At 63.8% G+C, this 24,936-nt stretch carries 22 protein-coding genes and 3 tRNA genes; 3 read left to right on the forward strand and 22 right to left on the reverse strand.

What is annotated here, in order from left to right:
• Window position 1: 1 nt before the first annotated feature.
• The 22 genes from EGJ34_RS10345 to EGJ34_RS10450 all read right to left on the reverse strand — a co-directional run bounded on the left by EGJ34_RS10345 (window position 2) and on the right by EGJ34_RS10450 (window position 20,278).
• Window positions 2–78, reverse strand: a tRNA-Met gene (locus EGJ34_RS10345).
• A gap of 72 nt (window positions 79–150) precedes the next feature.
• Complete coding sequence (locus EGJ34_RS10350) at window positions 151–1,026, reverse strand: RHS repeat-associated core domain-containing protein (protein WP_221740410.1); 876 nt, start codon at window positions 1,024–1,026, stop codon at window positions 151–153.
• A complete protein-coding gene (locus tag EGJ34_RS10355) occupies window positions 1,023–1,793 on the reverse strand; it encodes an RHS repeat-associated core domain-containing protein (protein WP_125360399.1) in 771 nt (256 codons plus the stop codon). Before EGJ34_RS10355 ends, EGJ34_RS10350 begins: the two co-directional genes overlap by 4 nt.
• Before the next feature lie 211 nt (window positions 1,794–2,004).
• A tRNA-Met gene (locus EGJ34_RS10360) sits at window positions 2,005–2,081 on the reverse strand.
• A 118-nt stretch (window positions 2,082–2,199) separates the two neighbouring features.
• Window positions 2,200–3,660 carry an NADH-quinone oxidoreductase subunit NuoN gene (nuoN, locus tag EGJ34_RS10365; protein WP_125360400.1) on the reverse strand — a complete coding sequence of 487 codons (1,461 nt, stop codon included), beginning with the start codon at window positions 3,658–3,660 and terminating at the stop codon, window positions 2,200–2,202.
• Window positions 3,661–3,675: 15 nt separating this feature from the next.
• Window positions 3,676–5,184, reverse strand: a complete 1,509-nt coding sequence (locus EGJ34_RS10370; protein WP_125360401.1) for an NADH-quinone oxidoreductase subunit M — start codon at window positions 5,182–5,184, stop codon at window positions 3,676–3,678.
• Between the two features lie 23 nt (window positions 5,185–5,207).
• Window positions 5,208–7,415 (reverse strand): NADH-quinone oxidoreductase subunit L, encoded by a 2,208-nt coding sequence (gene nuoL, locus EGJ34_RS10375; protein WP_125360402.1) that lies wholly within the window; start codon window positions 7,413–7,415, stop codon window positions 5,208–5,210.
• Between the two features lie 7 nt (window positions 7,416–7,422).
• Window positions 7,423–7,728 (reverse strand): NADH-quinone oxidoreductase subunit NuoK, encoded by a 306-nt coding sequence (nuoK, locus tag EGJ34_RS10380; protein WP_125360403.1) that lies wholly within the window; start codon window positions 7,726–7,728, stop codon window positions 7,423–7,425.
• Complete coding sequence (locus EGJ34_RS10385) at window positions 7,725–8,381, reverse strand: NADH-quinone oxidoreductase subunit J (RefSeq protein ID WP_125360404.1); 657 nt, start codon at window positions 8,379–8,381, stop codon at window positions 7,725–7,727. The genes nuoK and EGJ34_RS10385 overlap by 4 nt, the downstream gene beginning before the upstream one ends.
• Window positions 8,382–8,390: 9 nt before the next feature.
• Window positions 8,391–8,879, reverse strand: a complete 489-nt coding sequence (nuoI, locus tag EGJ34_RS10390) for an NADH-quinone oxidoreductase subunit NuoI (RefSeq protein ID WP_125360405.1) — start codon at window positions 8,877–8,879, stop codon at window positions 8,391–8,393.
• Between the two features lie 3 nt (window positions 8,880–8,882).
• Window positions 8,883–9,974, reverse strand: coding sequence for an NADH-quinone oxidoreductase subunit NuoH (gene nuoH / locus EGJ34_RS10395; protein WP_125360406.1), 1,092 nt, complete (start codon window positions 9,972–9,974; stop codon window positions 8,883–8,885).
• Window positions 9,971–12,211, reverse strand: coding sequence for an NADH-quinone oxidoreductase subunit NuoG (gene nuoG / locus EGJ34_RS10400; RefSeq protein ID WP_125360407.1), 2,241 nt, complete (start codon window positions 12,209–12,211; stop codon window positions 9,971–9,973). The genes nuoH and nuoG overlap by 4 nt, the downstream gene beginning before the upstream one ends.
• Entirely contained in the window at window positions 12,208–13,548 is a 1,341-nt protein-coding gene (gene nuoF / locus EGJ34_RS10405; protein WP_125360408.1) for an NADH-quinone oxidoreductase subunit NuoF, read from the reverse strand. Before nuoF ends, nuoG begins: the two co-directional genes overlap by 4 nt.
• 3 nt (window positions 13,549–13,551) lie before the next feature.
• Window positions 13,552–14,079 (reverse strand): NADH-quinone oxidoreductase subunit NuoE, encoded by a 528-nt coding sequence (nuoE, locus tag EGJ34_RS10410; protein WP_125360409.1) that lies wholly within the window; start codon window positions 14,077–14,079, stop codon window positions 13,552–13,554.
• A gap of 94 nt (window positions 14,080–14,173) precedes the next feature.
• Entirely contained in the window at window positions 14,174–15,481 is a 1,308-nt protein-coding gene (locus EGJ34_RS10415) for an NADH-quinone oxidoreductase subunit D (RefSeq protein WP_125360410.1), read from the reverse strand.
• Complete coding sequence (locus tag EGJ34_RS10420) at window positions 15,478–16,227, reverse strand: NADH-quinone oxidoreductase subunit C (protein WP_125360411.1); 750 nt, start codon at window positions 16,225–16,227, stop codon at window positions 15,478–15,480. Before EGJ34_RS10420 ends, EGJ34_RS10415 begins: the two co-directional genes overlap by 4 nt.
• Before the next feature lie 32 nt (window positions 16,228–16,259).
• Entirely contained in the window at window positions 16,260–16,814 is a 555-nt protein-coding gene (locus EGJ34_RS10425; protein WP_017354657.1) for an NADH-quinone oxidoreductase subunit B, read from the reverse strand.
• Entirely contained in the window at window positions 16,805–17,161 is a 357-nt protein-coding gene (locus EGJ34_RS10430; RefSeq protein ID WP_026069699.1) for an NADH-quinone oxidoreductase subunit A, read from the reverse strand. Before EGJ34_RS10430 ends, EGJ34_RS10425 begins: the two co-directional genes overlap by 10 nt.
• Before the next feature lie 113 nt (window positions 17,162–17,274).
• Window positions 17,275–17,359: transfer RNA gene (locus EGJ34_RS10435), tRNA-Leu, on the reverse strand.
• Window positions 17,360–17,408: 49 nt separating this feature from the next.
• Window positions 17,409–17,861 (reverse strand): preprotein translocase subunit SecG, encoded by a 453-nt coding sequence (secG, locus tag EGJ34_RS10440; RefSeq protein ID WP_125360412.1) that lies wholly within the window; start codon window positions 17,859–17,861, stop codon window positions 17,409–17,411.
• A gap of 25 nt (window positions 17,862–17,886) precedes the next feature.
• Window positions 17,887–18,642, reverse strand: coding sequence for a triose-phosphate isomerase (gene tpiA / locus EGJ34_RS10445; protein WP_125360413.1), 756 nt, complete (start codon window positions 18,640–18,642; stop codon window positions 17,887–17,889).
• 700 nt (window positions 18,643–19,342) lie between these two features.
• Entirely contained in the window at window positions 19,343–20,278 is a 936-nt protein-coding gene (locus tag EGJ34_RS10450; protein ID WP_125360414.1) for a 2-oxoglutarate and iron-dependent oxygenase domain-containing protein, read from the reverse strand.
• A 201-nt stretch (window positions 20,279–20,479) separates the two neighbouring features.
• Here EGJ34_RS10450 and EGJ34_RS10455 point away from each other — a divergent pair, with 201 nt between their 5' ends.
• Genes EGJ34_RS10455 through EGJ34_RS10465 form a run of 3 tightly spaced genes read left to right on the forward strand, consistent with a single transcriptional unit; the run spans window position 20,480 to window position 24,371 of the window.
• Window positions 20,480–22,345, forward strand: a complete 1,866-nt coding sequence (locus EGJ34_RS10455) for a sulfatase-like hydrolase/transferase (RefSeq protein ID WP_125360415.1) — start codon at window positions 20,480–20,482, stop codon at window positions 22,343–22,345.
• An 18-nt stretch (window positions 22,346–22,363) separates the two neighbouring features.
• Window positions 22,364–23,530, forward strand: coding sequence for a glycosyltransferase family 4 protein (locus EGJ34_RS10460; RefSeq protein ID WP_125360416.1), 1,167 nt, complete (start codon window positions 22,364–22,366; stop codon window positions 23,528–23,530).
• Window positions 23,517–24,371, forward strand: coding sequence for a polysaccharide deacetylase family protein (locus EGJ34_RS10465; protein WP_125360417.1), 855 nt, complete (start codon window positions 23,517–23,519; stop codon window positions 24,369–24,371). Before EGJ34_RS10460 ends, EGJ34_RS10465 begins: the two co-directional genes overlap by 14 nt.
• Window positions 24,372–24,936: the final 565 nt, after the last annotated feature.

Raw genomic sequence — 24,936 nt, forward strand, 5'->3', positions numbered from 1 at the left:
TTGGTAGCGGGGGCAGGATTTGAACCTGCGACCTTCGGGTTATGAGCCCGACGAGCTGCCAGACTGCTCCACCCCGCAGCAGAAGCGGAATTGTAATCGGCATTCTGTCACTTTGCAACCCCAACCAAGGAGCACCTTCGCCCGCCCGGCTCATGCGTGTCGCAACCGGAACACATGTTGCCTGGGCAGGCGTTGCGAGCGGCGGTTCAACTCCGTATTGCGGATAGCGGTCCTCGCTCTCTCCGCGTCAGTCTGGGGTTGAAAGACGACCGCCTTGAAATCACCGAACGGTTTATTGGTGAAGGTGTCGACCCTGACCCGCCCCCGATAGCCGGTAACAGGTTGGCCGAAGGCATTCGCCAGCACCTGGGCTTGGGGAGACGGTCCGTCTGCGGAGCTGCATGCCTGGAATCGGATCGGCTTGTCGCCCAGGCCTTTCGACTTCAGCAGATCTGCCATCTGCGTACCGTCCAGCGCCAGATCGCCTACGCGGGATCTGTTCGGCGAGCCGTGAACGTTCACAACATCCTTGCTGCGTCCCCGATGGATCCGAAGCGCCCCCATTTTCAAGGGCGAGTATTTTTTCCAGTACATGCGCATGCCAACTGCGGCAAGTGCGAAAGCACCCAGGGTTCCAGCAATTGTGGCGAACAATTCCGCCTTCTTCTCATCCCCCGCGCTCCACCTATCCGCGGCCAGCCCAAACATGGCGACTGACGCGATACCGAGGCTTGCCGCGACAGGCACAACAAAGTGGCCGCCAGGGTCTGAGAAGTTCACCGGGTCACCCTGGCAGTACGCGTAGGGATTGATGCCGCCCTCGCCGAACGGACTCATGCTGTCGGGCCGATGGAAACGCATCAGGCTGGGGCTATATGCACGGAACCCGTTGCCCAGGAATTGCCAACCCGATCCCTGTTCGTGCAGTTGACCGTTGTAGCCGACCCCTGCGCGCGACTCTGACCGCAGATATTCGAAGCCTCGGCTTCCCACGTGTAGCTGCGAAATGGAAGATCGCCGGGTCATGGCTGGCGCATCGGAAAAGCTTCTTCCCATTGCACAGACGCTTTCCTGATGGTCGCGGAACGTTCGGCCGCCAGACGGTTTCTGTTGCCTCCTCCCCGCACGAACGCAGGTGGTGGGGGAGCCGGCGGCAGGCGGGAGCGATCAAAGGGCCGACGTTGTGCGTTCGCGCCAAGGTTCAGATGGCGCGGGCGCGGGGACGGGGGCAGGGTGACTGGCAGTTTGGGCGATGTCGGCGTGGCCGGCGACAGCTGCGACGAGCCTGTGCTGGGTGTGGTGACCGTTGGCGATGTTGAGGACGTCGGGGACGTTGGCGCTCCTGCCGTCGTAACGGTGGCGGGCTCAACCGTGGGGAGGGGCTTGCGCTTGATGAAGGCGTAACGACCTGCCATGAGGGCACCGACGGCCAGAACCACGGCCGCACCAATTGCAAAATCGCGCTGTGCCTTGCTGGAGGATCCCAGCGCCACACCCGTCGCTGTCAACGTACCCGCCGTCGCGACCACGACCGGGGTCAACGTCGGTACGCGCAGCTTGAACCCGAACAGATTGGCGGCGTACGCGAGGACGGACCAGTGGCCACTCGGGTCGACCCGATTGAGTGGATCATCCATGCAGTAGACGTACGGATTCGGCCCCCCATTGCCGAACGGACTCATGCTGTCGGGGCTGTGCAGGCGCATCAGCGCAGGACTGTAAACGCGGTAGCCGCTTCCCAGGAGCTGCCATGCCGAGAGGACTTCATGCAGCACACCGTTATAGCCCAGCATTGAACACGATGAGGACACAATTACCCCCCGGCTGACTGCCTTGCGCTCTGTGTGTCCCCCGACAGGGCCATGAGACGCCAGGGACCATGAAAAACAGGTGTAGAGCCGCTCCCCTGCCCCGCCTCTCGCCAGGGCCACCACAACGAAAAAAGCGACCCCGTTTCCGGGATCGCCTTTTCGTCCATTGCCACCGGTTCGCACCGGGGTTGTTTGGTAGCGGGGGCAGGATTTGAACCTGCGACCTTCGGGTTATGAGCCCGACGAGCTGCCAGACTGCTCCACCCCGCATCAGAAGCGGATGAGCGGGAATCCGGAGACTCCCAAAGCAACGATCTTCTGGCGAAACCGCTGCTGCAACAACTCAGGAAACAAATATTACACGATTTGTGCAGTTTTGTATCGTTTTTTATGCAAGATGTGCAAATGCCTGCTGGCACCAGACCATGATCGGGTTCCAGGCAAAGCCCAGGGCCAGCAGCGCCAGCGCGTTCACGCCCAGCACCACGCCCAGCACGCGGTCGTTGTGGGCCGGCAGCGGCTCACCCACCGGCTCATCGAAGTACATGACCTTGATGACGCGCAGGTAGTAGAAGCAGCCGACCACGGCGCACAGCACGCCCAGAATGGCGAGCCACAGCAGACCGCCATCGACCGCTGCGCCGAGCACGGCCAGCTTGGTCCAGAAGCCCAGGAACGGCGGGATGCCGGCCATCGAGGCCATGATGCACAGGACCAGCCCGGCCATCCACGGGTTGCGGGCGTTCAGGCCCTTGAAGTCTTCGATCTTCTCGGCTTCGAATCCATTGCGCGACAGCGCGATGATCGCGCCGAAGCCGGCGGTCGACATGATCGCGTAGCTGAGGGCATAGAACAGCGCGGCGGCGTAGCCTCGCTCACCGCCACCGGCGATGCCCAGCAGCAGGAAGCCGATGTGAGAAACGGTGGAGTACGCCAGCATGCGCTTGAGGTTGCTCTGCGCGATCGCCATCAGGTTGCCGATCACCAGCGACAGGGCGGCCAGGCCACCAATCAGGTACTTCCATTCGGCCGACAGCGGGCCAACGCCCACTTCCAGCAGGCGGTAGGCCATGCCGAAGGCGGCCAGCTTCGGTGCGGAACTGATGAACAGCGCGACCGGTGCCGGGGCACCCTGGTACACGTCCGGCAGCCACATGTGGAACGGTGCGGCACCCAGCTTGAAGGCGACGCCGGCGATCATGAACACCACGCCGGTCAGCAGCAGCACGCGCTCTTCGGTGTGGGCGATCGAATCGTGAATCACGTCCAGGTGCAGAGAACCGGTGGCACCGTAGATCAGCGACATGCCGTACAGCAGCAGGCCCGAGGCCAGCGAACCGAGCACGATGTACTTCATCGCCGCTTCGGTGGCCAGCTTGTTGTCACGGTTGCTGGCAACCAGCGCGTACGAGCACAGCGCCAGCAGTTCCAGGCCCAGGTACACCATCAGCAGGCTGCCGGCCGAGACCAAGATCATCATGCCCGCGGTAGCGAACATGATCAGGACCGGGATCTCGCCCTGGAACAGGTCACGTTCGCGCAGGTAGCTCCAGCCATAGATCAGGGTCAGGCCGCTGCACAGCACCACCACGGTCTTCATGACGTCGGCAGCGGTGTCGCGGATGAACATGCCATGGAACACCTCGCCCTGCCCGCCCACGCCAGTGGCCAGCATGAACAGCACCACGGCCAGTGCGGCGACCGAGAACAGGTGGGTCCAGATCTTCTTTTCCTTGCTGATGAACAGGTCAAGGATCATCAGCGCGAAGGCGCTGCCGATCAGCACCAGCTCCGGAGCGAGCGGCGGCAGGTCAGCGGCGGTCAATGGCAACAGCGAAGAGGTGGTCATCATCAAATCCTGGAATTACAGCAGCTTGCTGGATGCGATCTGCATCGCCAGCTTCGCGATCGAGGGCTCCATCAGGTCAGTCAGCGGCTTGGGATACAGACCCAGGGCCAGCGTACCGACGGCGAACACGCCCAGCACCAGCCACTCACGACCATTGATGTCCTTCATTTCCGCCACATGCGGGTTGGCCACTTCACCGAAGAACACGCGCTTGTACAGCCACAGCGTGTAGGCGGCGGTGATCACCAGCGTGGTCGCCGCGCCCAGTGCCAGCCACGGATTACGCTGGAAGCTGGCCATGATGATCATGAACTCGCCGACGAAACCGCTGGTGCCCGGCAGGCCGGCATTGGCCATGAAGAACAGCATGGCGAAGGTGGCGAACCACGGCATCACGTTGACCACGCCGCCGTAGTCGGCGATGCGGCGGGTGTGCATGCGGTCATACAGCACACCGACGCAGGAGAACATCGCGCCGGAGACGAAGCCGTGCGAGACCATCTGCACCATCGCACCCTGCAGGCCCAGGCGGGCCGCGTCGGCATTACCGGCGTCACGGACCAGCCACAGCGCGATGAAAGTACCCAAGGTGACGAAGCCCATGTGCGCGATCGAGGAATACGCGATCAGCTTCTTCATGTCGTCCTGGACCAGGGCGACCAGGCCGACGTAGATCACCGCGATCAGCGACAGGGTGATGACCAGCCAGGCCCATTCCTGCGAGGCGTCCGGGACGATCGGCAGGTTGAAGCGCAGGAAGCCGTAACCACCGATCTTCAGCGCAATGGCGGCCAGGATCACCGAACCGGCGGTCGGCGCTTCCACGTGGGCGTCCGGCAGCCAGGTGTGCACCGGGAACATCGGCACCTTGACCGCGAAGGCGATCAGGAACGCGAAGAAGATCCAGGTCTGCTCCTGTGCGCTGAGCTGCAGCTGGTAAAGGTCGGCCAGCTGGAAGCTGCCACCCTTCAGGTACAGGTAGATCAGCGCCACCAGCATCAGCACCGAGCCGAGGAAGGTGTACAGGAAGAACTTCAGCGCGGCGTAGATGCGACGCGGACCACCCCAGACACCGATGATCAGGAACATCGGGATCAGCATGGCTTCGAAGAACACGTAGAACAGCATCGCGTCGGTGGCAGCGAAGATACCGACGGTGACGCCTTCCAGGATCAGGAACGCGGCCACGTACTGGTTGACGCGCTTGTCGATGGCGCTCCAGGCACCGATCAGGGCCAGCACGGAAACCAGAGTGGTCAGCAGGATCAACGCGATGGCGATGCCGTCCACACCCAGGTTGTAGCCGATGTCGTAGGCCGGGATCCAGGCGCGGGTCTCGACGAACTGCAGGGCGTCGTTGCTCACGTCGTAACCGCTGAGCAGGAACAGGCTGGCCGCGAAGGTCAGCACTGCGACGCCCAGCGAGGCCCAACGCGCGGTCTGGGCATCACGGATGGCAAGGATCAAGGCACCGCCGAGGATCGGCAGCCAGATGAGAACACTGAGTAGAGGCCAGTTCGACACGTCTTCTTATTCCGTACAGGTCATCAACGCAGGTAATGCATCAGCGCGCCCAGCAGGGCAATCAGGCCGATGATCATCGCGAAGGCGTAGTGATAGAGGAAACCGGATTGGGTGCGACGCAGCAGGTTGGCAGCCAGGTCGATCAGGCGTGCCGAACCGTTGACCACCACACCATCGACCAGATTCGTGTCGATCGCGCGGGAAACCTTGCCCAGCTTGACGCCGCCACCGGCGAAACCGCCGATCCACAGCTTGTCGAAGCCGTACTTGTTTTCCAGCACCGAGACCAGCGGAGCGAAGGTCTTGCGGGACTTCGCGGCCAGTTCCGGCTTCCACAGGTAGAACAGCACTGCCAGCAGGAAGCCTGCCACGGTCAGGAAGAAGGCCGGAGCCATCATGCCGTGCAGGGCGAACGCCACCGGACCATGGAACTCTTCCGCCAGCGCGCCAATGGTGTTGCGGGCCGGATCGTAGAAATCGACGATACCGGTGAAGAACGCATGCACCTGGCCCGGAACCGCGTGCTCGGCGTGATGGCCGGCCCAGTCGGTGCCGTAGAGCATCGGACCGATGCTGAAGAAACCGATCAGGATCGACGGGATCGCCAGCAGGATCAGCGGCAGGGTCACGACCCACGGGGTTTCGTGCGGCTCGTGCGGACCATGGCCATGGCCGTGGTCGTCATGTGCATCGCCATGGTGGGCGTCACCGTGATGGGCATCGGCATGATGCGCATCGGCGGCATGGTGGTCATCATGGCCGTGGCCGTGATCGTCATGCGCGTCGCGGAAGCGTTCCTTGCCATGGAAGGTCAGGAACAGCAGGCGGAAGCTGTAGAAGCTGGTGACGATGACGCCACCCAGCACGGCCCAGTAACCATAGGTCGCCACCCAGCTCGATGACATGTGAGCGTGGTGCTCGGCCGCCTCGATGATGGTGTCCTTGGAATAGAAGCCGGAGAAGAACGGCGTGCCGACCAGGGCCAGGGTACCGATCCACATGGTGATGAAGGTGATCGGCATGTACTTGCGCAGGCCGCCCATCTTGCGCATGTCCTGCTCGTGGTGCATGGCGATGATCACCGAGCCCGCGCCGAGGAACAGCAGCGCCTTGAAGAAGGCGTGGGTCATCAGGTGGAACACGGCCGCCGAGTAGGCCGACACGCCCAGCGCCACGGTCATGTAGCCCAGCTGCGACAGCGTGGAGTACGCGACAACGCGCTTGATGTCGTTCTGCACGATGCCGATCAGGCCGGTGAAGAACGCGGTGGTGGCACCGATGAACAGCACGAAGTTCAGCGCGGTCTGCGACAGCTCGAACAGCGGCGACATGCGGGTAACCATGAAGATGCCCGCGGTGACCATGGTGGCCGCGTGGATCAGCGCCGAGATCGGAGTCGGGCCTTCCATCGAGTCCGGCAGCCACACGTGCAGCGGAACCTGGGCCGACTTGCCCATGGCACCGATGAACAGGCAGATGCAGATGATGGTGGCGATCGACCAGATCACCGGCTCGGAGAACACCTCGAAGGTATGCAGGCCGAACAGGTTGATGGTGCCCGACCACACCTGCAGCTGCGCTTCCGGATGGTTCAGGATCGGCGCATTGGCGAACACGGTGGCGTAGTCGAGGGTGCCGAACACCCACAGCACGCCGGCGATGCCGAGGATGAAGCCGAAGTCACCGACACGGTTGACCAGGAAGGCCTTCATGTTGGCGAAGATGGCGGTCGGACGCTTGAACCAGAAGCCGATCAGCAGGTACGACACCAGGCCCACGGCTTCCCAGCCGAAGAACAGCTGCAGGAAGTTGTTGCTCATCACCAGGGTGAGCATCGAGAAGGTGAACAGCGAGATGTAGCTGAAGAAGCGCTGGTAGCCCGGATCTTCTTCCATGTAGCCGATGGTGTAGATGTGGACCAGCAGCGACACGAAGGTCACCACCACCATCATCATCGCGGTCAGCTTGTCGACCATGAAACCGACATGAGCCGCGTACTGGCCGACTTCAAAGAAGGTGTAGACGTTCTGGTTGAACGGCTGCGCGCCGCCCCACAGCAGCTGGTAGAACACGTAGCTGGACATGACGCAGCTGGCTGCGACGCCCAGGATGGTGACGGTCTGCGCGCCGAAGCGCCCGACCTGACGACCGAACAGGCCGGCGATGATGCTGCCGAACAGCGGTGCAAGCACCACTGCGATCAACAGACTCTTGGAGAGAGTAATTTCCATCTACGGATCAGCCCTTCAGCGAATCGACTTCGCCGACATTGATGGTGCGGCGGGTACGGAACAGGGTTACCAGGATCGCCAGACCGATCGCCGCTTCTGCTGCGGCCACGGTCAGGATGAAGAAGACGAACAGCTGGCCGGCCGTGTCGCCCAGTTCACGCGAGAACCCTACAAAGTTGATGTTGACCGACAGCAGCATCAACTCGATCGACATCAGCAGCACGATGATGTTCTTGCGGTTGAGGAAGATGCCGGCAAGGCTGATGCAGAACAGCAGCGCGCCCAGCGCCAGAAGATGACCCAGAGTGATCACGGAGCGGTCTCCTCGTTGCTGGAGGGCTTGGTCAGGGTGTGGACCACCGGCTTTTCGGCGTCCATCTTGACCACGCGCAGGCGGTCGCTGCCCTTGACCATGGTCTGTTCGGTCGGGTTCTGGGTCTTCAGGCCTTCACGGCGACGCAGGGTCAGCATTACGGCGGCAACCACGGCCACGGTCAGGATGACGGCGGCGAACTCGAACGGCAGCAGGTATTCGGTGAACAGGCTGCGGGCCAGCCAGGTGATGTTGGAACTGTCGGCGGCCAGGGCAGCGGCGTTGTCGGCCGGGAACGGATTGACCGCCCTGCCCTTCACGCCGATCAGCACCAGCATCTGCACCAGCATGGTGATGGCAACCACCAGGCCGATCGGCAGATAACGTACCCAGCCCTCGCGCAGGTTGTTGTCGTCGATGTCGAGCATCATCACCACGAACAGGAACAGCACCATGACCGCGCCGACGTAGACCAGCACCAGGGCCACGCCCAGGAACTCGGCCCCGACCAGCAGCCAGACGCAGGCCACCGAGAAGAAGGTCAGGATCAGGCACAGCACGGCGTAGACCGGATTGCGCACGCTGATCACCGCCGCAGCGGAGATACCCGCCACGATGGAGAAGACCCAGAAACTGATATTTACCCAATCCATCATTCGACCTCAGCGGAAAGCGGCATCGGCGGCGCGACGCTCGGCGATTTCGGCTTCCAGCCGATCACCGATGGCCAGCAGCTGCGGCTTGGTAACGATGTTTTCGCCACGATTCTCGAAGTGGTACTCGAGGACGTGGGTTTCGACGATCGAGTCCACCGGGCAGCTTTCTTCGCAGAAGCCACAGAAGATGCACTTGAACAGGTCGATGTCGTAGCGGGTGGTACGGCGGGTGCCGTCTTCACGCTTGGCCGAGTCGATGGTGATGGCCAGCGCCGGGCACACCGCTTCGCACAGCTTGCAGGCAATGCAGCGCTCTTCGCCGTTGGGGTAACGGCGCAGTGCGTGCAGGCCACGGAAGCGCGGCGACTGCGGGAACTTCTCCATCGGGTACATCAGCGTGTACTTCGGCTTGAAGGTGTACTTCAGCGTCAGCCACAGACCGCCGAGCAGTTCGAGCAGGAGCAGGCTTTTGAAGTAATGGGTAATTCTGTTCATCACTTAGACGCCCTTCTGGATCACGCCGTAGAACACCATCAAGGCCACAACTGCAATCCACGCGATGGTGAGCGGGATGAAGACCTTCCAGCCCAGACGCATGATCTGGTCGTAACGGAAGCGCGGGAAGCTGGCACGGAACCAGATGTAGGCACTGGCGAAGAAGAACACCTTGACGAACAGCCACGGTGCACCGCCCTTCCAGACCCAGTCGATCCACGGCGAGATGTCCGCGGTGACCCAGCCCTGGATCGGGCTCAGCCAGCCACCCAGGAAGAAGATCGAGATCAGGAAGCTGATCAGGATCATGTTGGCGTATTCGGCCAGGAAGAACAGCGCGAACGCACCGCCGGAGTATTCCACCATGTGGCCGGCGACGATTTCCGATTCACCTTCCACCACGTCGAACGGCGCGCGGTTGGTTTCGGCGACGCCGGAGACCCAGTACACGACGAACAGCGGGAACAGCGGAATCAGGAACCAGTCGAAGAAGCCGGAGCTGCCGGCCTGGGCCATCACGATGTTGCTCAGGTTCAGGCTGCCCGCGGCGATCATCACGCCGACCAGGGCAAAACCCATGGCGATTTCGTAGCTGATCATCTGCGCCGAGGCGCGCATCGCACCCAGGAAGGCGTACTTCGAGTTCGATGCCCAGCCAGCCAGGATGATGCCGTAGATGCCCAGCGAGGTCATCGCCAGCAGGTACAGCAGGCCGGCGTTGGCGTTGGACAGCACGATCTGCGAGTCAAAGGGCACCACCGACCAGGCCGCGAACGCCGGGGCCAGGGTGATCAGCGGAGCCAGCACGAAGATCGCCTTGTGCGAGCTGGCCGGCTGGATGATTTCCTTGAACAGCAGTTTGAAGACGTCGGCGAAGGCCTGGAAGATGCCCATGCCCACGTACATCGGGCCGTGGCGGACGTGCATCCAGCCGATCAGCTTGCGTTCCCAGACCACGTAGAAGGCCACCGCGATGATCACCGGCATGGCGATCAGCAGGATCTTCAGGATGATCCAGATCAGCGCGCCGACTTCACCGAGGCCAAGCAGCCACTGGTGCAGCGGGTCGACCGCGTTCAACAGCAATTCGTTCATGCAGCCACCACCGTTACGCGTGCGGCACCCAGCGGTGCAGTCGCACCGTGGCCCGATTCAATCCAGACCGAACCCGCGGCGACGCGGGCGTCGACCACTACCGACAAGGTGGCCTTGCCGGCATCGGTGCCGACCTTGGCCATCTGCCCTTCCACCAGCTGCAGCCGGGCAGCGTCATCGGCGTTGAGCACGATGCGCGGCGCGTTGTTCAGCGGGTGCGACTGCAGCGCCTGCGCGCGGCGGACCACGGCGTCGGTGCGGTAGATCGCAGCGGTGGACGCCACTTCCAGGCCTTCGCCGGTGACCGGCGTCGCGGCGGAAGTGGACACATTGACGGACACCGGCGCCAGGCTGGCGCGCAGGCCGGCCAGGTCGGTGAAGTCGAAACCGGCCAGGGCCAGTTCGCCACCGAGTGCACGCAGCACGCGCCAGCCTTCACGGGCCTCACCCGGCAGCTTGCCGCCGGCACGCGCCGACTGCTCGCGACCATCGAGGTTGGTCAGGGTGGCGTCGATTTCCGGCAGCGCGCCGATGGGCAGGATCACGTCGGCCACATCGCGGGTCGAGGCACAGGCGAACTGGCTGAAGGCCACCACCTGGGCACCGGCCAGCGCCTTGCGGGCAGCGGCGGTGTCGGCGAAGTCCAGACCCGGTTCGATGCCGTAGATCGCGTACGCCTTGCGCGGCTGGGCCAGCATCGCGGCCACGTCCTTGCCGGCCGGCAGCACGCCCGCGCGGGACAGGCCCACGGCGTTGGCACCCTGCGGAATGCGACACAGCTTGGCACCGGTAGCGGCGGCGAAATCACGCGCGGCGGCGCGGATCGCGGCAGCCTGCGGGTGGTTCTCGGCGATGCCACCGACGATCAGCACGGCGTTGCCGGTGACCGCCTGGCGCAGTTCTGCGTTACCCAGCGCTTCGACGAACTTCGACGGGGCGACGATCTGCTTGCCGGCCAGCTTGAAGGCGAAATCGAAGTCGACCGGGTTGATCGCGTGGATCTTCGCGTTGCGCGTGGTCTGCGCCTTGCGCAGGCGGGCGTGCAGCAGCGGCAGCTCGTGGCGGATGTTGCTGCCGAGCACGACGATGTTGTCAGCGGCTTCGATTTCAGCCAACGACAGGCCGAAGGTTTCGGCGATGACGGCGTCGGAGAAGTCACGGTTGTTGATGCGGTGGTCGAGGTTGCCGGTGCCCAGGCCCGAGGCCAGACGGGCCAGCAGCGCGCCCTCCTCGTTCGAGGCCGAGGGGTGCACCAGCACGCCGAGGTCGTCGCCCTTGTTGGCCGACAGAATTTCCTTGGCGGCGGCCAGGCCTTCGGCCCAGCTCACTTCCTGCCATTCGCCGTTGACCTTGCGCAGCGGCTTCACCGCGCGGTCGGCGCTGTACAGGCCCTGATGCGAGTAACGGTCACGGTCGGACAGCCAGCACTCGTTGACCAGCTCGTTGTCACGCGGCACCGCGCGCAGCACTTCGCCGCGGCGCACGTGCAGGAACAGGTTCGAGCCCATCGCGTCGTGGTAGCCCAGCGACTCGCGCGCGGTCAGTTCCCACGGACGGGCGCGGAACTGGAACACCTTGTTGGTCAGCGCGCCGACCGGGCAGACGTCGACGACGTTGCCGGACAGCTCGGTGGTCAGCGGCTTGCCGTCGTAGGTACCGATCTGCAGGTTCTCGCCGCGGTACATGCCACCCAGTTCATAGGTGCCGGCCACGTCGGCGGTGAAGCGGACGCAGCGGGTGCACTGGATGCAGCGGGTCATCTCGGTGGCGACCAGCGGACCGATGTCCTCGTCCGGCACCACGCGCTTGCGTTCGTTGAAGCGGCTGACCGAACGGCCATAGCCCAGCGACACGTCCTGCAGCTCGCACTCGCCGCCCTGATCGCAGATCGGGCAGTCCAGCGGGTGGTTGATGAGCAGGAACTCCATCACCGAGCGCTGGAACTTCAGCGCCTTTTCGCTGCGGGTGGCGACCTTCATGCCATCCATCACCGGCGTGGCGCAGGCCGGTGCCGGCTTGGGCGACTTTTCAACGTCGACCAGGCACATGCGGCAGTTGGCCGCGATCGGCAGCTTTTCGTGGTAGCAGAAGCGCGGGATCGGAATGCCAGCCTTGTCGGCGGCCTGGATGATCATCGAGCCCTTGGGCACCACCAGGGACTGGCCGTCGATCTCGACGGTCACGTGCCCTTCCGGCACGACTGCCGGGGCGGCGGGATTGTTGGGTTGCGCGCTCATGCAGCGGCTGCCTCCACCTTCTTGCCGTCAACCATCGAATGACCGTTGACGATGTAGTACTCGAATTCGTCCCAGAACTGGCGCAGGAAGCCCTGGATGGGCCATGCCGCCGCTTCACCGAACGCACAGATGGTGTGGCCTTCGATCTGGCCGGCCACTGCCTTCAGCTGGTGCAGGTCTTCCAGGGTGGCCTTGCCGGCGACGATGCGCTCGAGCACGCGGTGCATCCAGCCGGTGCCTTCACGGCACGGGGTGCACTGGCCACAGGATTCCTTGTGGAAGAACTGGCTGATGCGGCAGGCGAACTTGACGCAGCAGACGCTGTCGTCCAGCACCACTATGGCCCCCGAACCCAGACCGGTGCCCAGGGCACGCAGGGTGTCGTAGTCCATCTGCAGGCCCTTCAGCTCTTCGGCCTTCAGCACCGGCATCGAGACACCGCCCGGAATCGCGCCCTTCAGGGTGCGGCCCGGCTTCAGACCACCGGCCATTTCCAGCAGCTCATCGAAGGTGGTGCCCAGCGGCACTTCAAAGTTGCCGCCCTTCTGCACGCAGCCGGAGACCGAGAAGATCTTCGGACCACCGTTCTTGGTCAGGCTCAGGCTCTGGAACCATTCCGGGCCGTTGCGGATGATCGCCGGCACCGACGCATAGGTTTCAGTGTTGTTGATCGTCGACGGCTTGCCGTACAGGCCGAAGTTGGCCGGGAACGGCGGCTTGTAGCGCGGCTGGCCCTTCTTGCCTTCCAGCGATTCCATCAGTGCGGTTTCTTCGCCGCAGATGTACGCGCCGGCACCCAGCGCACCGTAGATGTCGATATCCACGCCGCTGCCAAGGATGTTCTTGCCCAGCCAGCCATTCGCGTAGGCGTCGGCCAGGGCCTGTTCGAAGTTCTCGAACGGCTCGTGGTGGAACTCACCACGCAGGTAGTTGTAGCCCACGGTGCTGCCGGTGGCGTAGCAGGCGATCGCCATGCCTTCGACCACGGAGTGCGGGTTGTAACGGAGGATGTCGCGGTCCTTGCAGGTACCCGGCTCGGATTCGTCCGAGTTGCACAGGATGTACTTCTGCATGGTGCCCTTGGGCATGAAGGACCACTTCAGGCCGGTCGGGAAGCCCGCGCCGCCACGGCCGCGCAGGTTCGACTGCTTGACCATCTCGATCACCTGCTCCGGCGGGATCTTCTCTTCGAGGATCTTGCGCAGGGCAGCGTAGCCACCGGTCTTGAGGTAGCTTTCATACGACCACGGGGTGTCGTAGTGCAGCGTGGTGTAGACCACCTGGTGCGGCAGCGGTGCGGGACCGACCGGGCCAGTGGGTGCGTGATGATGTGCCATGGCTTACTCCAACCCGTCCAGCAGCGCGTCGACCTGCTCGACGGTCAGGCGCTCGTGATAGTGGCCATTGATGACCATCATCGGCGCACCGGCGCAACCGGCCAGGCATTCTTCTTCACGCTTGAGGTAGATGCGGCCGTCCGCGGTGGACTGGCCGGTCTTGCAGCCGAGCTTCTTTTCGGCGTGCGCGACCAGGTCTTCCGCACCGTTCAGCCAGCAGCTGATGTTGGTGCAGAAGGCGACGTTGTGGCGACCAACCTTCTCCAGCTCGAACATCGAGTAGAAGCTGGCCACTTCGTAGGCCCACACCGGCGGCAGGTCCAGGTACTTGGCCACGCCGGCGATCAGTTCGTCGGTCAGCCAGCCCTGGTTCTGCTCCTGCGCGGCGTGCAGGCCCTGCAGCGTGGCAGAGCGCTTGCGGTCCGGCGGGAACTTGGACAGCCAGTGATCGATGTGAGCACGGGTCTTGTCGCTCAGCACCACCATCGGGTCGACGTCACGCGCCGCCTCGAAATTACCTGTCGCCTTCATCGGCCGACCTCAACGAATACCAAATCGTGGAAAACCAGAACCTGCAGCGCCGGCAGCAGCCGGCGGGTGTCAGGCATCGTGCTTGCGGCCGGACTCACCGGTCGACCTCGCCGAACACCAGGTCGTAGGTGCCGATCATGGCCACCACGTCGGCGAGCATGTGCCCGCGCACGACCGAGTCGATCGAGGACAGATGGGCGAAGCCCGGCGCGCGCAGGTGCACGCGGAACGGCTTGTTGGCGCCATCGGACATCAGGTAGCAGCCGAACTCACCCTTCGGGGCTTCCACCGCCGAATAGGTTTCACCGGCCGGCACGCAGTAGCCTTCACTGAACAGCTTGAAGTGATGGATCAGCGCTTCCATGTCGTCCTTCATGTCTTCGCGGCTGGGCGGCGCGACCTTGAAGTTCTTCACCATCACCGGGCCCGGGTTGGCCTTCAGCCACGCCACGCACTGTTTGATGATGCGGTTGGATTCGCGCATTTCCGCGACGCGGACCAGGTAACGGTCGTAGCAGTCGCCTTCCTTGCCCAGCGGGATGTCGAAATCGACGGCGTCGTACTTGGCGTACGGCTGCTTCTTGCGCAGGTCCCAGGCAATGCCCGAACCGCGCAGCATCACGCCGGTCATGCCCCAGGCATGCGCCAGTTCCGGGGTGACCACACCGATGCCGACGGTACGTTGCTTCCAGATGCGGTTGTCGGTCAGCAGGGTTTCGTATTCGTCGATGCGCTTGGGGAACTCGACGGTGAAGTTCTCCAGGAAGTCCAGCAGTGAACCTTCGCGCGCGGCGTTGAGGTTCTTCAGGGCCTGGCCCTTGTGCCAGCGCGATTCCTTGTACTTCGGCATCTGGTCCGGCAGGTCGCGGTACACGCCGCCCGGACGGTAGTAGGCCGCATGCATGCGCGCGCCGGAGACGGCTTCGTAGCAGTCCATCAGCTCTTCGCGCTCGCGGAAGGCGTACAGCATGACCGCCATCGCGCCCAGGTCGAGTGCGTTCGAACCCAGCCACATCAGGTGGTTCAGGATGCGGGTGATTTCGTCGAACATGGTGCGGATGTACTGCGCACGCTCCGGCGCTTCGATCCCCATCAGGGTTTCGATCGCGCGCACGTAGGCGTGCTCGTTGCACATCATCGACACGTAGTCGAGGCGGTCCATGTAACCGATGGACTGGTTGAACGGCTTGGACTCGGCCAGCTTTTCGGTACCCCGGTGCAGCAGGCCCACGTGCGGGTCGGCACGGACGATGGTTTCACCGTCCATTTCCAGGATCAGGCGCAGCACACCGTGCGCGGCCGGATGCTGCGGGCCGAAGTTCATGGTGTAGTTGCGGATTTCCTGCCGGCTTTCGGCGGCATTGCTCGCAAACGCCTGGTGGGACTGCTTGAATTCGCTCACTTCACTGCCTCCGACTGCGCGGTTTCACCGGCAGCGGTCTGGAAACGGGCATCGTCACGGATCACGCGCGGCACGCCGACGCGCGGTTCGACCGAAGTCACCGGCTCATAGATCACGCGCTTCTTTTCTTCGTCGTAGCGCACTTCGACGTTGCCGATCAGCGGGAAGTCCTTGCGGAACGGATGCCCCACAAAGCCGTAGTCGGTCAGGATGCGACGCAGGTCCGGATGACCTTCAAAGATCACGCCGAACAGGTCGAACGCTTCGCGCTCGAACCAGTTCAGGCCGGGCCACACGCTGGTCAGCGAGGCGACCACCGGCAGCTCTTCGTTCGGCGCGAAGCAGCGGATGCGCATGGTCAGGTTGTGCTGGTAGGAGCGCAGCTGCGCGACCACCGCAAAACGCTGCTGCGGCACCGGCTGCGGCTGGGTACCGTCGGCGGTTTCGCGGCTGGGGAATTCACCCCAGGCAAAACGACCGGCACCCTTGCCTTCGACGCCACGGCTGAAGCCGTGCGAGGAGACATCAGCGGTGTCCCATTCGTCGTCGCCGTAACCGAGGTAGTCCAGACCACACAGGTCAACGGACTGCTCGAAACCGAATTCGTCGCGCAGCGCCACCGCCGTGGCCAGCCAGTCAGCAGCGGGCACTTCCAGCGTCACTTCGCCGCGGGGTTCGACCACGAAGACCTGCGCACCTGCGAAACGTGCGGAGAGTCGGTCGATGAAGGATGCTTGCTCTGCCATGGGGGCTTGGCGTGCTCTTGTCAGGAGGAATGTCAGCGGGCGATGGTCTGCGTACGCCAGATCTTCTTCTGCAGCTGCAGGATCCCGTACACCAGCGCTTCCGCGGTTGGCGGGCAACCCGGGACGTAGACGTCCACCGGCACCACGCGGTCGCAACCACGCACCACTGCATACGAGTAGTGGTAGTAGCCGCCACCGTTGGCGCAGCTGCCCATGGAGATGACCCACTTCGGGTCCGGCATCTGGTCGTAGACCTTGCGCAGCGCCGGGGCCATCTTGTTGACCAGGGTACCGGCCACGATCATCACATCGGACTGACGCGGCGACGGGCGGAACACCACGCCGTAGCGGTCAAGGTCCAGGCGCGCCGCACCGGCGTGCATCATTTCAACCGCGCAGCAGGCCAGACCAAAGGTCATCGGCCACATCGAGCCGGTACGTGCCCAGTTCAACAGCGCGTCGACGCTGGTGGTCACATAGCCCTTCTCGAGCAGCGGGTTGTCACCTTCCGGCCGCAGGATGTCGTCGACCCGCCCTTCCGGGACCGGGTTGTTCATCAGGCCATCGAGAGTCTGAATTACTCCCATTCCAGCGCTCCCTTCTTCCAGACGTAAATGAAACCGAGGAAAAGCATGCCCACGAACAGGCCCATCGTGACCAGGGAACGCGCCCCCAGCTCCATGAACACCTGGGTCCACGGCACGATGAAGATGATTTCCAAGTCAAATACGATGAACTGGATCGCGATCAGGTAGTAGCGCACATCGAACTTCATGCGCGCGTCCTCGAAGGCCTCGAAGCCGCATTCGTACGGCGAGAGCTTCTTCAGATCTGGACGCCGGGGACCGAGGAACCGGCCGACCAGCATCAGCGCAACGCCGATACCGGTGGCAACAATCAGAAACAGCAGAGACGGCAAATATTCGGCCAGCACAGCGATTCTCTCTTGCCTCTGCCGCCACGCCTGCAGGCGTTTTGGCATGGGGGAGTGGACGGAACGCAGATCTGGCGCATAGCGCGCCAGACCGCAAACCGCTTACAAACAAATGGTGCCCAAGAGGGGACTCGAACCCCTACGACCTAAGTCGCTACCACCTCAAGGTAGTGCGTCTACCAATTCCGCCACCTGGGCTTACGATCGCACCGGGACTTACCCGGTGCGCCGCATATTGTAACCGTCTTCAGCGATTCTGGGAGCCTTCCGCGGGCTTTTCTTCACCAGAATTCGACGTTTCCGCCTGAGCCGGCACAGTGGCCGGGGCAGCAGCAGCCGGAACCGGCTGCGGCGCAGCGGCTTCCGGGGCCTTCGGCACAGCCGGCAGCTCACCCGCCGGCACGGCCGGGGCGCTCTGGACCGGGGCAGACATCACACCCAGACCCGCGTCAGCGGTCGGACGGGCACCATGGCTGGCGTACCAGGCCATGAAGAGGCTGATGCCGAAGAACACCACGGCCAGCCACTTCGTGGTCTTGGACATGAAGTTGGACGCACCGCGCGCACCGAACACCGTACCCGAGGCACCGGCACCGAAACCCGAGCCTGCGGCCGCACCGGAACCACGCTGCATCAGGATGAGCGCGATCATGGCCACCGATACCAGCACGTAGACCACATTGAGGATCAACATCAGCATTTCGAATCCGTCCTCGGATTATTCATTAACGCCCGGTCGCCGCCTCGACGATGGCCAGGAAATCTGCGGCGACCAACGAGGCACCGCCTACCAGCCCACCATCGACATCGGGCTGCGCGAACAGTTCCCCAGCGTTGTCGGGCTTGACGCTGCCGCCGTAGAGGATCGGCAACGAATCGGCGATTCTAGCATCCCGCTTGGCCACTTCGCCACGGATGAAGGCATGGACTTCCTGCGCCTGCTCCTTGGAAGCGGTTTTGCCGGTGCCGATGGCCCAGACCGGTTCATAGGCGACCACCGCATGCTGGAAGCCGGCCGGACCGACCAGGTCCAGGACCGGGGCCAGCTGGCTGGCAATGACCGCTTCAGTCTGCCCGGCCTCGCGCTGCTCCAGGGTTTCGCCGACGCACAGCACGGGAACCAGGCCGGCGTGGATGGCGGCGGCGAACTTGCGGGCGACCAGCTCGCTGCTTTCATGGTGGTACTGGCGGCGCTCGGAATGGCCCACCAGCCCGTAGCGGGCCCCGACCTCGGCCAGCATGGCAGCGGACACCTCACCGGTGTAGGCCCCCTTTTCATTGGAGCTGACGTCCTGCGAGCCGAACGCAACCGCCCTGCCCTCGAAATCGTTGACCAGTTCACCCAGGTACGGCAGCGGCGGCAGGATGACCACCTCGACCCCGTCCTTCGGCAGGCTGGCGACCACGTCACTGACCAGGTCGGTCGCGAATTGACGGCTGCCGTGCAGCTTCCAGTTACCGGCGACGATCTTGCGGCGCATGGCGGTCTCCTTTTGAGTATCAGCCAACAATGATACCGGATGTAACGAATCCCTGTTCCGCCGAAAACGCTTACATTTCAATTGGATAATCCGTGCGGGCAGGCGGGCTGTGGGATTGCAGACGCTGCGGATCGCCGGGCGTTGCCCGCCTGCTGTTGGATCTGGGCTAACAGCCGGCGGTCAACGGTTCCCGTGTTTGGGCGTCCCGGAGTGGGTTTGCGGGGTCGCCGTAAACCCGTCCATGGGGGCTACGCGGACGCCATCCATGGCGCCGAGTCCCCCGCAAACCCACCCCGGGACGCCCTGGACAGAAGGCCGGGGGCCATGGGAAATGCCAGATCAACAGCGGTGTCGATCCAGGATCGTGCGTTAACGAATGTTGGGGATTTCACGGCGATCGTCTGTCCACCGATCCCACCAAGGAAGCGCGCGGACGGGTTTTGATCTTCGATGGCCGCCAGCCAACTGTCGTGGCGGTTCGGGGTGGGCTGGAGGGGGCACGAGCCGCATGGATGCGGCGATGAGCTTACATGGACGTATTCACAGCGTCCCCCGGAACGCCCATCCCGAGCCGCCGAGCCGGATCTGCCGTGACAACCGGCTGTTCGCCCAAATCCAACAGCAGCCGGGCAGAGCCCGGCATCACGTGATCAATGCAACCGCATGAAACGAGAAGGCCACCTTGCGGTGGCCTTGTGGGTTACTTCAGTTTGATCTCGCGCAGGCGCTCTTCCAGGAAACCGTGGGCGGTGATGGCTTCGGGGTAGCGGCTGGGATTGTCCGGGGTGATGCAGGTCGGCAGCACGTCGATCAGGAAGTCCGGGTTCGGGTGCAGGAAGAACGGCACCGAGTAGCGCGGCTGGCGGGCCTGCTCGCCCGGGGGGTTGACCACGCGGTGGATGGTCGACGGATACACGTGGTTGGTCAGGCGCTGCAGCATGTCGCCGATGTTCACCACGATGGTGTCCGCGTCCGAGGTGAATGGCACCCACTTGCCATCGTGCGACTGCACTTCCAGGCCCGCCGCGCTCGCGCCCACCAGCAGGGTGATGAAATTGATGTCGCCATGCGCGCCCGCGCGCACGTTCGGAATGTCGTCAGCGGTGATCGGCGGGTAATGGATCGGACGCAGGATCGAATTGCCGTTGTTGGTCTTGTCGGCGAAGAAGTCGATCGGCAGGCCGATGTGCAGCGCCAGCGCCGACAGCACCCGCGAACCCAGGTTGTCCAGCGCCTGGTACAGGCCGTAACCGCGCTCACGGAAGCCCGGCACTTCGGTCGGCCACAGGTTCGGGGCCATCACGTCGCGGTACTTCGAGTCGTCCGGAATCTCACGACCGATGTGCCAGAACTCCTTCAGGTCGAAGTGCTTGGAACCCTTCGCCGTCTCCACCCCGAAAGGGGTGTAGCCGCGTGCACCACCCGTGCCCGGCACGTGGTACTTCAGTTTGGTCTCTTCCGGCAGCGCGAAGAACGCCTTGAACACGTCGTAGGCGGCGTCGATGTCCGCCTGCGGGATGCCGTGGTTGCGAATGCCCGCAAACCCCCATTCACGGTAGGCCGCGCCCAGTTCCGCGACGAAAGCGTCACGGTCACTGTCGAAACGGGTGATGTCGAGGGTGGGGATCTGGCTCACAGCGGTTCCTGGGGTTTCGGGGTGGGGACAGGGCCGCAGCTGTGGCCCGGCTGAATATTGTGCCAGATCGGAGGGTAATCGCCTCCGATAGGTTGATACAAACCGATACAATGCGCGCCGCCCGCCGGATCAAAGGCCGGGCGGCCACGGACGCTGCCGCCGCCACGTCTTCAATTTTCCTCTTCTTGCGTTACCCGGTACATGGACGATTCGCTTTCCGCCCTGCCCCCGCCCTCTGCCGTGCGCTGGCAGCGCCTGGGCTGGCTGACACTGTTCACCGCCATCAATGCCTGCGTGGCTATAGCCATCGTGCTGGGCAACACCCCGCTGCAGGACAATCCCGGCGGCGCCCTGGGCGTGAGCTACCTGGGCATTGCGCTGCCCGGCCACTTCCTGTTCTTCGGTGCACTGGTGTCGCTGCTGCCGCTGGCCATCGGGTTGTGGCCGCGGTCTCCCCGCCCTCTCCAGATCAGCGCCGCGGTGCTGCAGGGTGCCTGGCTGTGCCTGCTGCTGGTGGATGCCAAGGTTTTCGAGTTATATCGTTTCCACCTCAACGCCATGGTCCTGAACATGGTGTTCGGCGGCGCGCTGCAGGACCAGGTCGCATTGTCCTGGCAGACCTGGCTGCAGGTCGGCGGCGTGCTGGTCGCCGTTGCCGCGGCCGAGGTGCTGCTGGCCTGGGCCTGCTGGAAACTGCTGCCGGCGCGCCATCGTCGCAGGCCGGTGCTGCTGGCCTGGGCGGCCGGCGCTGCGCTGATGCTGACCGGACAAGTGGCCACGGCCTACTACGACGCGCTCGGCGAACGTGCCGTCACCAGCCAGTGGGCCTACCTGCCCTGGGCACAGCCGATCACCGCCAAGCGCCACATGCACCGGCTGGGCGTGCGCAGCGCGCCGCAGGCCAATCTGCCTGACCCGCGCATGAGCCAGCTCGAATACCCCCTGCATCCGCTGCGCTGCCAGAGCCACACCCGCCCGAACGTGCTGGTCGTGGTGCTGGAGTCGCTGCGTCACGATGCACTGGATGCCACCACCATGCCCAACACCTGGGCGTTGGCAGAGCGTTCGGAAACGTTCGATCGCCACTACAGCAGCGGCAACGCCACCCGCTACGGCCTGTTCGGCCTGCTGTACGGCCTGCCGGGCGGGTACTGGCAGAACATGCTCAGCGAACAGCGCGGCTCCCTGCTGTTCCAGGTGCTGGGCCAGCAAGGCTATTCCCTGCACCTTTATGGCAGCGCACCGCTGCACAGCCCCGAATTCGACCGTACCGTGTTCGCCCAGGTCCGCGACCAGCTGCACGTAGCTCCCTCGGACCTGCCGGTCGCCGCGCGCGACCGTCACATCGTCGAGGCGATGCAGGGCGATATGCTCAAGCCTGCGAAATCCCCCTGGTTCGGCTTCGTGTTTCTGGACAGCACCCACGCGCCCTATCACCTGCCGGCGGATTATCCACCGCTGGCCACGCCGATGGCGCAGCAGATCAACTTCCTGGCGCTGGACCAGGACCATGACCCCGCCCCCGAACTGAATCGTTACCGCACCGCCGTGCACTACGCCGACAGCCTGGTCGGGCAGCTGCTGCAGACCCTGCGCGAAAGCGGGCAGGCCGACAACACCATCGTGCTGGTGACCGGCGACCATGCCGAGGAATTCAACGACCTGGGGCTGAACTACTGGGGTCACAATGGCAACTTCTCCGACTACCAGATGCGGGTCCCCTTCGTACTGCACTGGCCCGGCCGTGACACCCAGGCGCACGCCACCACCAGCAGTCATGAAGACTGGGTGCCCACCCTGATGCGCCATGGGTTGGGCTGTGAGAACCCGTTGGCCGACTTCAGTACCGGCCATGACCTGTTCGACGAGCAGCGCGTCAACCGGCCGGTGCTGGTCGAAAGCTGGTCGCAGCGGGGCATCCGCGACGGCGACAATACCTACGTGTTTGACAAGTTTGGCAATGCCACCGCACTGGACCGCCATTACCTGCCACTGCCCGACCAGCAACCTGACCCCGCTGCGGTGAAAGCCGCATGGGATGCACTGACGCATTTCCGCAAGCATTGACGCCTGGAACGTTCATCGATGAACACGCCGCTTGACCGCAGACCCTTGAAAATTCTGCACACTGAAGCTGCCAAGGGATTTGGCGGTCAGGAGATCTATATCTACCGCCACATGCTGGCCATGCGCGAGCGCGGCCACGACGTGTCGCTGCTGTGCCAGCCCGGTTCGCGCCTGGGTGAGATCGCAGGCGACGCGGGCTTCACCGTGCACTCGCTGAAGATGGGTGGGCTGCTGCGGCTGTTGCGTGGTGTCTGGTCGGTGTCGCGGCTGGTGCGCAGCCAGCGCTATGACGTGGTCAACACGACCAGCCGGCGCGACGCGCTGATTGCGGCTGCCGGCGCGCGCTTGGCGCATGCGCCATTGGTGGTGCGCTCACGCCACTTGATGAGCCCGGTCAACTCGCTGCTGACCTACACCGGCCTGCCGCACCGGGTGCTGACGGTGAGCAGCTTTGTGAAGCAGATGCTGGTGCAGCGCGGCGTGGCGGACGCGCATGTGGGCATCGTGCCGCCGATCGCGGTGCCGATGCAGTGGACCGAGGACGCCGGGAGCGACCCGTGGCAGTGCCTCCAGCAGACGCGCGCGGAGGTCCGTCGTGAGCTGGGCTTCAACGACGACCAGGTGGTGGTCGGCTGCGTGGCCGTGCTGCGCGAGCCCAAAGGCCATGTCGACCTGATGCACGCCATTGCCCCGCTGTGCCGGAAGCATCCGCAGCTGCAGCTGGTGGTGGTGGGCGATGGCCAGCCGATGATGGACCGGCTGAAAGCCTTGAGGAGCGAACTGGGAATCGAGTCGCAGGTGCACCTGCTCGGGTATCGGATGGGTGCGTGCCGACTGATGACCGGCTTTGACATCTTCGCGCTGGCCACGCACAAGGAAGCGGCGGGGACGGTATTTCTGGAAGCTGCCTACGTGGGCGTGCCCATTGTGGCGACCCGGGTGGGTGGGGTACCGGAAATGGTGGTGGAAGGCAGCAATGCACTGCTGGCCCCGCTCGGCGACAGCGCGGCGCTGACGGCGGCGCTGCAGACGCTGGTGGAAGATCCGGCACGGCGCCAGCAGATGGGGCGAGCGGGCTGGGACTGGATGCGCAGCGCGCACCGTTTCACCCCGGCGGGACACACCGAGGCGACCGAGCATTATTATCACCAGTGGCTGAAGGAGCTGGGACATGGCAAACGCTAGAACGGTACCGGTGCTGATGCACCACCATGTGTCGCCTTCGCCGGGGATGATCACGGTGTCGCCGGAGAACTTCGAAAGTCAGATTGCCTGGCTGGCGCGCACTGGCTGGACGTCGTTGACGCTGGCGCAGTACGCCGACTTCCTGGCGGGCAAACCGGTGCCGCGCAAGTCGATCGTGATCACTTTCGACGATGGCTATCTGGACAACTGGGTATACGCGCACCCGATCCTGAAAAAATACAACATGCATGCGGTGGTGTTCGTGGTGACGGGCTGGATGGGCGAAGGTCCGGTCCGCCCGCACGCGGGCGAGCCGGGTGCGGTGCTGCCAGCCACGCCGGACCATCGCGGCTGCGAAGCGGCGATCCTGCGTGAGAACCGCCACGACGAGGTGATGATGCGCTGGAGCGAGGCCCGGGCGATGATCGCCGAGGGCACTTTCGAGGTGCACTGCCACACGCACACCCACACGCGTTGGATGAAGCAGGACATCAGCCGCGACGAAAAGCGTGCAGGCATCCGCGGCGATCTGTCTCGCGCGCGCCAGGTGCTGCAGGAGAAACTGGGCGAGGTCTCTGACACGCTGTGCTGGCCTTACGGCGACTTCGACGAGGATTACCTGCCGATCGCGCGCGAGCAGGGCTTCCGCTACCTGCACACCACGCACCCGTTCGGCCGCAATGTCGTTGGCGGCGATCCCGAGCACATCTACCGCTTCGCGATCCGCAACCGTCCAGCCAGCTGGCTGCGCAAGCGCATCGCCTGGAGCTACCACCCGCTGATCGCCCCGGTGTTCAACCGGTTCAAGGCGCGCCAGAAGAAGATGGCTCCGGGGCCCTGATTGCGATTGCACGATGTACATATCGCAGGGCGTTGCCCGGCTGCGGTTGGATTCGTGCGAACAAGCTACGGCTGCTGATCTACGCGCCTGGGGCCGACGGGCGGGCTGCCGCTGACACGCATGGCGTGTTACTACAACTGCTGGATGGTGGGGGCTGGTAGAGTCGGTCGACAGACGACTGCCGTGAAATCACCAACGCCCGGTAACGCATGACCCCAAATCGAAATCGCTTCATCGCGCTGCAGAACACCGCCATGCAGCGATGTGTGGATGAAGCGCCCGAGGTACGTCATGCGTTACCGGGTGTTGCATATTTCACGGCGATCGTCTTTCGACCGATCCCACCAAAGCAGGTCAAGGCCCGGGCGGGTCAAGAGCCGGATGACCGATGCGTTGGTTTTGACTTTCCGTGACCACCGATAACCCATCGAAGGTGGGTCGGGGTGGGGTTTGGGGGGGGGGCCCCCCCCCCCCCCCCCCCCCCCCAAAAACCGAGCACATAAACAACTGGGGTTGACAAAGAAAAAGTGGGTAAAAAAAAAAAAAAACGGCCGAGCCAAAAAAA

This window comes from Stenotrophomonas sp. 278 (assembly GCF_003935715.1).
Taxonomy (GTDB): Bacteria; Pseudomonadota; Gammaproteobacteria; order Xanthomonadales; family Xanthomonadaceae; genus Stenotrophomonas; species Stenotrophomonas maltophilia_AH.